Source organism: Paraplanobispora siamensis (assembly GCF_016863175.1).
GTDB lineage: Bacteria > Actinomycetota > Actinomycetes > Streptosporangiales > Streptosporangiaceae > Planobispora > Planobispora siamensis.
This window is the reverse complement of the sequence record NZ_BOOJ01000071.1, coordinates 67,800-74,427: the sequence shown is the minus strand read 5'-3', so window position 1 is coordinate 74,427 and position 6,628 is coordinate 67,800. Positions and strand designations below refer to the sequence as shown.

General features: G+C 74.8%; 2 protein-coding genes. One reads left to right on the top strand and one right to left on the bottom strand.

Annotated features, from left to right (window positions below; translation table 11 throughout):
- The coding region (locus Psi01_RS37175) for a type I polyketide synthase (protein WP_204068860.1) at positions 1–4,989 on the bottom strand (4,989 nt) is incomplete at its 3' end.
- 276 nt (positions 4,990–5,265) lie between these two features.
- Here Psi01_RS37175 and Psi01_RS37170 point away from each other — a divergent pair.
- Positions 5,266–6,627, top strand: coding sequence for a condensation domain-containing protein (locus Psi01_RS37170; RefSeq protein WP_204068859.1), 1,362 nt, complete (start codon positions 5,266–5,268; stop codon positions 6,625–6,627).
- The last annotated feature ends 1 nt before the right edge of the window (position 6,628 follow it).

Here is a 6,628-nt window from a genome sequence, read left to right as displayed (position 1 = left end):
GATCTCGCCTTGGGAGTGGCCCACCACGGCCTGCGGCTGCACCCCGGCCCGCCGCCACAACCCGGCCAGCGCCACCATCACCGCCCACAACACCGGCTGGATCACCTGCGAACCCGCCAACTCCGGCGCACCCGCCTGCCCCCGCAACACCTGCGTGGCCGTCCACCCGGTCAACCCCGCCAGCACCCCGTCACACCGCTCCAGCTCAGCCCGGAAAACCGCACTGGCCTCCAACAGCTCCACCGCCATGCCCGCCCACTGCGACCCCTGCCCGGGAAAGACGAACACCGGCCGCACCGACCCCGCCGCCACCCCCGCCACCACCGCACCATGCCCCTGACCCGCAGCCACCGCCTCCAGCCCCGCCACCAGCTCCGCCCCATCGGCGGCCACCACCACCGCCCGATGCGCCCACCGCGACCGCCCCGCCAACACCCGGCCCACCCCGGCCAGCTCCACCCGCGGCAATCCGGAAGCGAACCGCGCCAGCCGCGCGGCCTGCGCCCGCAACGCCCCCGCACTCTTGGCCGAGACCACCCACACCAACGGCCCGTCCACCGACACCAGACCCGATGCCACAGACGACCCGCCGACCGGCACAGGGCCACCGACCGGCGCAGACTCATCGGCCGGGACAGACCCGTCGACCGAAACGGACTCGTCAGACGGAACAGACCCGCCGACCGCCGCCGGCCCGTCCGCGGGCGCCTGTACGGGCTCCTCGACCGGAGGACTCTCCACGATCACATGGGCGTTCGTCCCGGAGATACCGAAGGAGGAGACGCCGGCGCGCACCGGATCCGAACCCGGCAACTCCACCGGCCCGGTCAGCAGCCGCACCTCACCGGCCGACCAGTCCACATGCGGCGTCGGCTCGGTCACATGCAGGGTCGGCGGCAGCCTCCGCCGCCGCAACGCCTCCACCATCTTGATCACGCCCGCCACCCCGGCGGCGGCCTGGGTGTGACCGATGTTCGACTTGACCGAGCCGAGCCACACGGGCCGCTCGGCCGGACGGCGGGTTCCGTAGGTGGCCAGCAGGGCTTCGGCCTCGATCGGGTCGCCCAGCCGGGTGCCGGTGCCGTGGGCCTCGACCGCGTCCACATCCGCCGGGGCGAGCCCGGCGTCGGCGAGCGCCTGACGGATGACCTCCTGCTGGGCCTGGCCGCTGGGAGCGGTCAGGCCGTTGCTGGCGCCGTCCTGGTTGACGGCCGTGCCGCGGATCACGGCGAGGACGCAGTGGCCGTGACGGCGGGCGTCGGAGAGGCGTTCGAGCACCACCATGCCCGCGCCCTCGGCCCAGCCGGTCCCGTCGGCCGTGGCGGCGAACGCCTTGCACCGGCCGTCCGGGGACAGCCCGCCCTGCCTGCTGAACTCGACGAACATGCCGGGGCTGGACATCACCGTGACGCCGCCGGCCAGCGCCAGCGAGCACTCCCGCCGCCGCAGCGCCCGCACCGCGAGGTGGATGGCGACCAGCGAGGACGAGCAGGCCGTGTCGGTGGTGATGGCCGGTCCCCGCAGCCCCAGGGTGTAGGCGATGCGACCGGACACGACGCTGAGCGCGGTGCCGGTGAGCAGGTGGCCGTCCGCGGTGCCGGTGGACTGGTGCAGCCGGGGACCGTAGTCGGGGGCCATGGCGCCGACGAACACGCCGGTGGGCGAGCCGCGCAGCCCGGCCGGGTCGATCCCGGCCCCCTCCACGGCCTCCCAGCAGGTCTCCAGCAGCAGCCGCTGCTGCGGGTCCATCGCCGTGGCCTCGCGCGGGCTGATGCCGAAGAAGGCGGCGTCGAACAGGTCGGCGTCGTAGACGAAACCGCCGTGCCCGGTGTCGCTGGTCCCCGAGCGGTCCGGCCCGGTGGCGAACAGCGTCTCGAGGTCCCAGCCGCGGTTCCCGGGGAACTCGCCGATCGCGTCGGCGCCGTCGGCGACCAGCCGCCACAGGTCCTCGGGCGAGGCGACCCCGCCGGGGTAGCGGCAGCCCATGCCGACCACCGCGATCGGGTCGTCGCCGCCGCCGTCGCGGGTCTCGGCCGCCGGCTCGGCCGTGCCGCCGGTCAGCAGCCCGTGGAGGTGGACGGCCAAGCGCTCGGGGGTCGGGTGGTCGTACAGCAGGCCGGTGGGGAGCCGCAGCCCGGTCGCGGTGCGCAGCCGATCGCGCAGCTCGACGGCCGCCACCGACTCCAGCCCCAGGTCCTTGAACGTGCGGCCGGGCTCCACGTCGGCCGCGCCGGCGTAGCCGAGCAGGCGCGCGGTGGTGGACAGCACCAGGTCGCGCAGCTCGCCCTTGGAGCGGGCGGGCCCGGCCGCCTCGGACTCGGCCGGCTCGGGCGCGCTCTCCTCGGCGGGCGGGATCCAGGCCGCCGTACGGCGCGCGGGGCGGGCGGGGGCGTGGTGACGGCGCTGGAAGGGGTAGGACGGCAGGTCCACGAGCCGGGCCCCGCCGTACAGACCGGACCAGTCCACGGGGGCGCCCCACGTGTACGCCTGCGCGAACGAGCGCAGCAGGCGATCGCGCCCGCCCTCGCCGCGGCGCAGCGTGCCGACCGCGGCCGCCTCCCGTCCCGCCGCCTCCGCGGTCTCCTCCACGGCGGTCACCAGCACGGGGTGCGGGCTGCACTCGACGAACAACGCGCAGCCCCGTCCGTTCAGCGCCGCCTCCACCGCCTCGGTGAAGCGGACGGGCCGGCGCAGGCTGCGGTACCAGTAGCCGGCGTCCAGGCCGGCGGTGTCCATCGGCTCGCCGGTGAGCGTGGAGACGAACGTGGTGGTGCCGCTCCGCGGGCGGATGGGGGCGAGGTCGCGCAGGATCTCCTCCCGTACCTGCTCGACCTGCGGGGAGTGGGAGGCGTACGTGACCGGGATGATCTTGGTGGAGACGTCGGCGAGGCGACCGGCCAGGGCGGACAGCGCCTCGCGGGGGCCGGAGACGACGACCGAGCGCGGGCCGTTGACGGCGGCCACGGTGACGGGCACGGACAGCTCCGCGATCGCCCGCTCCACCGCGTCGGGGCCTGCGGCCACCGACATCATGCCGCCGGAGCCCCCGATGCCCGCGATGGCCCGGCTGCGCAGCGCGACGACCCGGGCCGCGTCGTCCAGGGTCAGCGCGCCGGCGACGACGGCGGCGGCGATCTCGCCCTGGGAGTGGCCGATCACCACGTCGGGTTCGACGCCGTGGGACCTCCACACCTCGGCCAGGCTCACCATGACCGCCCAGAGCGCGGGCTGCACCACCTCCACCCGGTCCAGGCCGGGCGCGCCGGGGCGCTCGCGCAGGACGTCCAGGAGGTCGAAGCCGGTGAAGGGGGCCAGCGCCCGCGCGCACTCGGCCAGCCTCCCGGCGAACACCGGCGAGGCCGCCGGCAGCTCGCGCGCCATGGCGGGCCACTGCGAGCCCTGTCCGGGGAAGACGAAGGCGCGCGCGCCGGCGGTCTGCGTACCGGTCACGAGGGCGTCGTGCGGTTCCCCGGCGGCCAGAGCCCGGAGCGCGGACAGGCGGGTGCCGCGGTCGGGGGCGAGGATCACGGCGCGGCGTCCGAAGGCGGCGCGGGTGCGGACGAGGCTCAGCGCCACGTCCGCCGGGTCGGCGCCGAGGTCCTCGGCCGGCGCCGTGAGGCGCTCGGCCCACTCCCGCAACGCCCCCTCCGCCCGTGCCGACAGCACCCAGGGAGCGTCCTCGGTACGGGAGACGGGAGCGGAGGGGGACGCCGGCACGGGAGGCGAGGTGAGGATCAGGTGGCAGTTGGTGCCGCCCATGCCGAAGGAGCTGACGGCGGCGACCACGGGGCCGGGCAGGGGCCTGGCCTCGGTGACGACGCGCAGGCGCAGGTCGTCGAGGGGGATCTCCGGGGGCGCGGACTCGAAGTGGAGGCTGGGGGGCAGTTCGCCGTGCCTGAGCGACAGGACGACCTTGAGCAGCCCGGCGATGCCCGCCGCGCCTTCCAGGTGGCCGATGTTCGTCTTGACCGAGCCCACGAGCAGGGGGTCGCCGTCCGGCCGGGCGGTCCCGTACGCGGCCCCGAGCGCCGCGGCCTCCACCGGGTCGCCGACCTTGGTGCCGGTGCCGTGCAGCTCCACGTACCGGACCTGGCCGGGCCGCACCCCGGCCCGGTCGCAGGCCAGCGTGATGACGTCCTGCTGGGCGCGGCGGCTGGGCACGGTGAGGCCCTCCCCGCCGCCGTCGTTGTTGACCGCTCCGCCCAAGATCACCGCGTGCACGGTGTCGCCGGCGGCGAGCGCGTCGGGCAGGCGCTTGAGCACGACCAGCGCGCCGCCCTCGCCGCGCACGTACCCGTTGGCGCGGTGGTCGAAGACGTGGCAGCGGCCGTCGGGCGACAGCGCGCCGAAGGCGCCGATGGCGTCGGTGGTCTCCGGCAGCAGGTTCAGGTTCGCGCCGCCGGCCAGCGCCACGTCGCTCTCGCCGCGGCGCAGGCTCTCGGCGGCCATCCAGACGGCCACCAGCGACGACGACTGACCGGTGTCGAGGGTGAGCGAGGGACCGCGCAGGCCGAGCACGTACGACACCCGGTTGGCGATCATGGCGCGGTTGGCGCCGGTGTAGGCGTGGCGCCCGACGCCGCCGAGCCGGTCCTGCAGGGCCGCCCAGTCGTTGGAGATGGCGCCCAGGAACACCCCGGTGGCGCTGCCGCGCAGCGAGACCGGCACGGCGCGGGCGTTCTCCAGCGCCTCCCAGGCGAGTTCGAGCACCAGGCGCTGATGCGGGTCCATCGCCGCGGCCTCGTTGGGCGAGATGCCGAAGAAGGCCGCGTCGAAGCCGTCCACGTCCTCCAGGAACCCGCCGCGCCGGTAGGCGCTGCCCTCCGCCACCCGGCCCTCGGGCGCCTCGGTGACGGCGTCCGCGCCCTCGCGCAGCAGCCGCCAGAACCGCCCGGGATCGGCGGCCCCCGGAAGCCTGCACGCCATGCCGACGACGGCTACGGCGACCGGCCCCTCGTTCACGGCCCGCTGTGTCGACTCACCAGCCATCAATGCGCCACCTCAAGCCTCACGCCTCGGGGAGCGTCAAATATCGACGCCTTGTCGGAAAACGGCTCCGAAGAATTACTCGACAGCCGATCTGGAACGCGGCTATGACTTAGTCAATTGCGACTTTAAGGTTGCGTTCCGCCCCGGCACACGCCCGGTCCGCCGACATATAGTTGCCACCGTTTCTGGCCACCGCAGGCCACCGGCTCCGCTCTTGACCCCGGTCGTCCGGGTCCGCGAAGAATGGCGGACGGAGAAAGCTGCGGAGGAGATCACATGTCCGTCGAGGCGCCTCTCAGTCACGGCCAGCTCTTCAGCTGGCGGGAAATAGAGCGGTATCCGCGGGGCTGGCTGGCGGAGGCCAACCTGGCGACCACCTGGGATCTGCGCGGCCTCTCCGGCGAGCGGGTGGAGGAGGCGCTGCGGCGGCTGGTGGAGCGGCACGAGGTGCTGCGCACCACCTACCGGGACCGGGGCGGCCGCCGGCCGGTGCAGTGCGTCGACGAGGACGTCGAGCTGCCGATCGAGCGGATCGACCGGATCGTCACCGACCCCACCGAGCACGAGCGGACCAAGGCCGAGCTGGTGGCGGTGCCGTTCGCGATGAGCGACGCGCTGAACTGGCGTGGCCGGCTGATCAGCTCGCAGGGGGCGCCGATGTACCTGTGCCTGTCGTTCTCCCACCTGATCATGGACCTGTGGTCGATCCACCACCTGCAGGACCAGTTCAAGGCGCTGGCGGCCGACCCGCGGGCGACCGCGCCGGTGGGGCCCCCGCCGCGCGAGCTGGCGCGGCGGCAGCGGGAGGACTCGTGGCGGCCCCGGCAGGAGAGCTCCGAGCGGTACTGGCGCAGCGTGCTGGACGACGGCCTGATGGACGCCCTGCCCACGCTGCCCGCCGGGGTCGAGCGCGACCGGCTGGAGCTGACGCTGCGGTCGCGCAGCCTGGGCGGGCTGGCGGCGGAGGCCGGCAGGCGGCACGGGGTGACCGCCCCGGCCGTGGTGATGGCGTTCGTGGCCGCGGGCCTGGCCCGGCACCTGGACGTGGAGCGGGTGACGATGAGCCTGATGTCCTCCAACCGGTTCGCGCCGGAGGACCAGCACAACGTGGGCACGATGAACCAGCTCATCCCGTTCGTCACGGCCGTGGACCCGCGCTCCACGATCGCCGAGCACGTCAAGCGGCTCCACTGGGCGAGCGCGAAGGCCTACCGGTACTCCTGCTACGACTTCGACAGGATCGCCGAGGTGGCGGCCGGGCACGGCGAGCGGCCGGGGCACGACTGCTGGGTCAACCACCTGTTCCGCGCCTGGTTCAACTACATCCAGGTGGACCGCCGCCCCAGCGACCCGAACGACCCGGCCCCGGCCGATCTGGCCTGGACGCCGCTCGCCCAGCAGTACGGGCAGGCGTTCCGGGTGCGGGTGGAGGTGCGCGGCGGGCTCACCAGCGTGCTGATGCTGGCCGACCCCGACGTGCTGCCGGCCGGGGCGATGACCGACATCATGCGGACGATCGCCGCCGGCGTGCAGCTGGCGGCCGCCGATCCGGGGCGCGCGCTGAAGGACCTGTGGAGCACGCGCGGCAGCCTGCCGCCCTCGCTGTTCCCGCACGAGCCGCCAGAGCCGCCCCGCTGAG

What these genes read in the sequence shown, in the direction of transcription:
- Psi01_RS37170 (WP_204068859.1), top strand. Translation starts at nt 5,266, where the DNA reads ATGTCCGTCGAGGCGCCTCTCAGTCACGGCCAGCTCTTCAGCTGGCGG.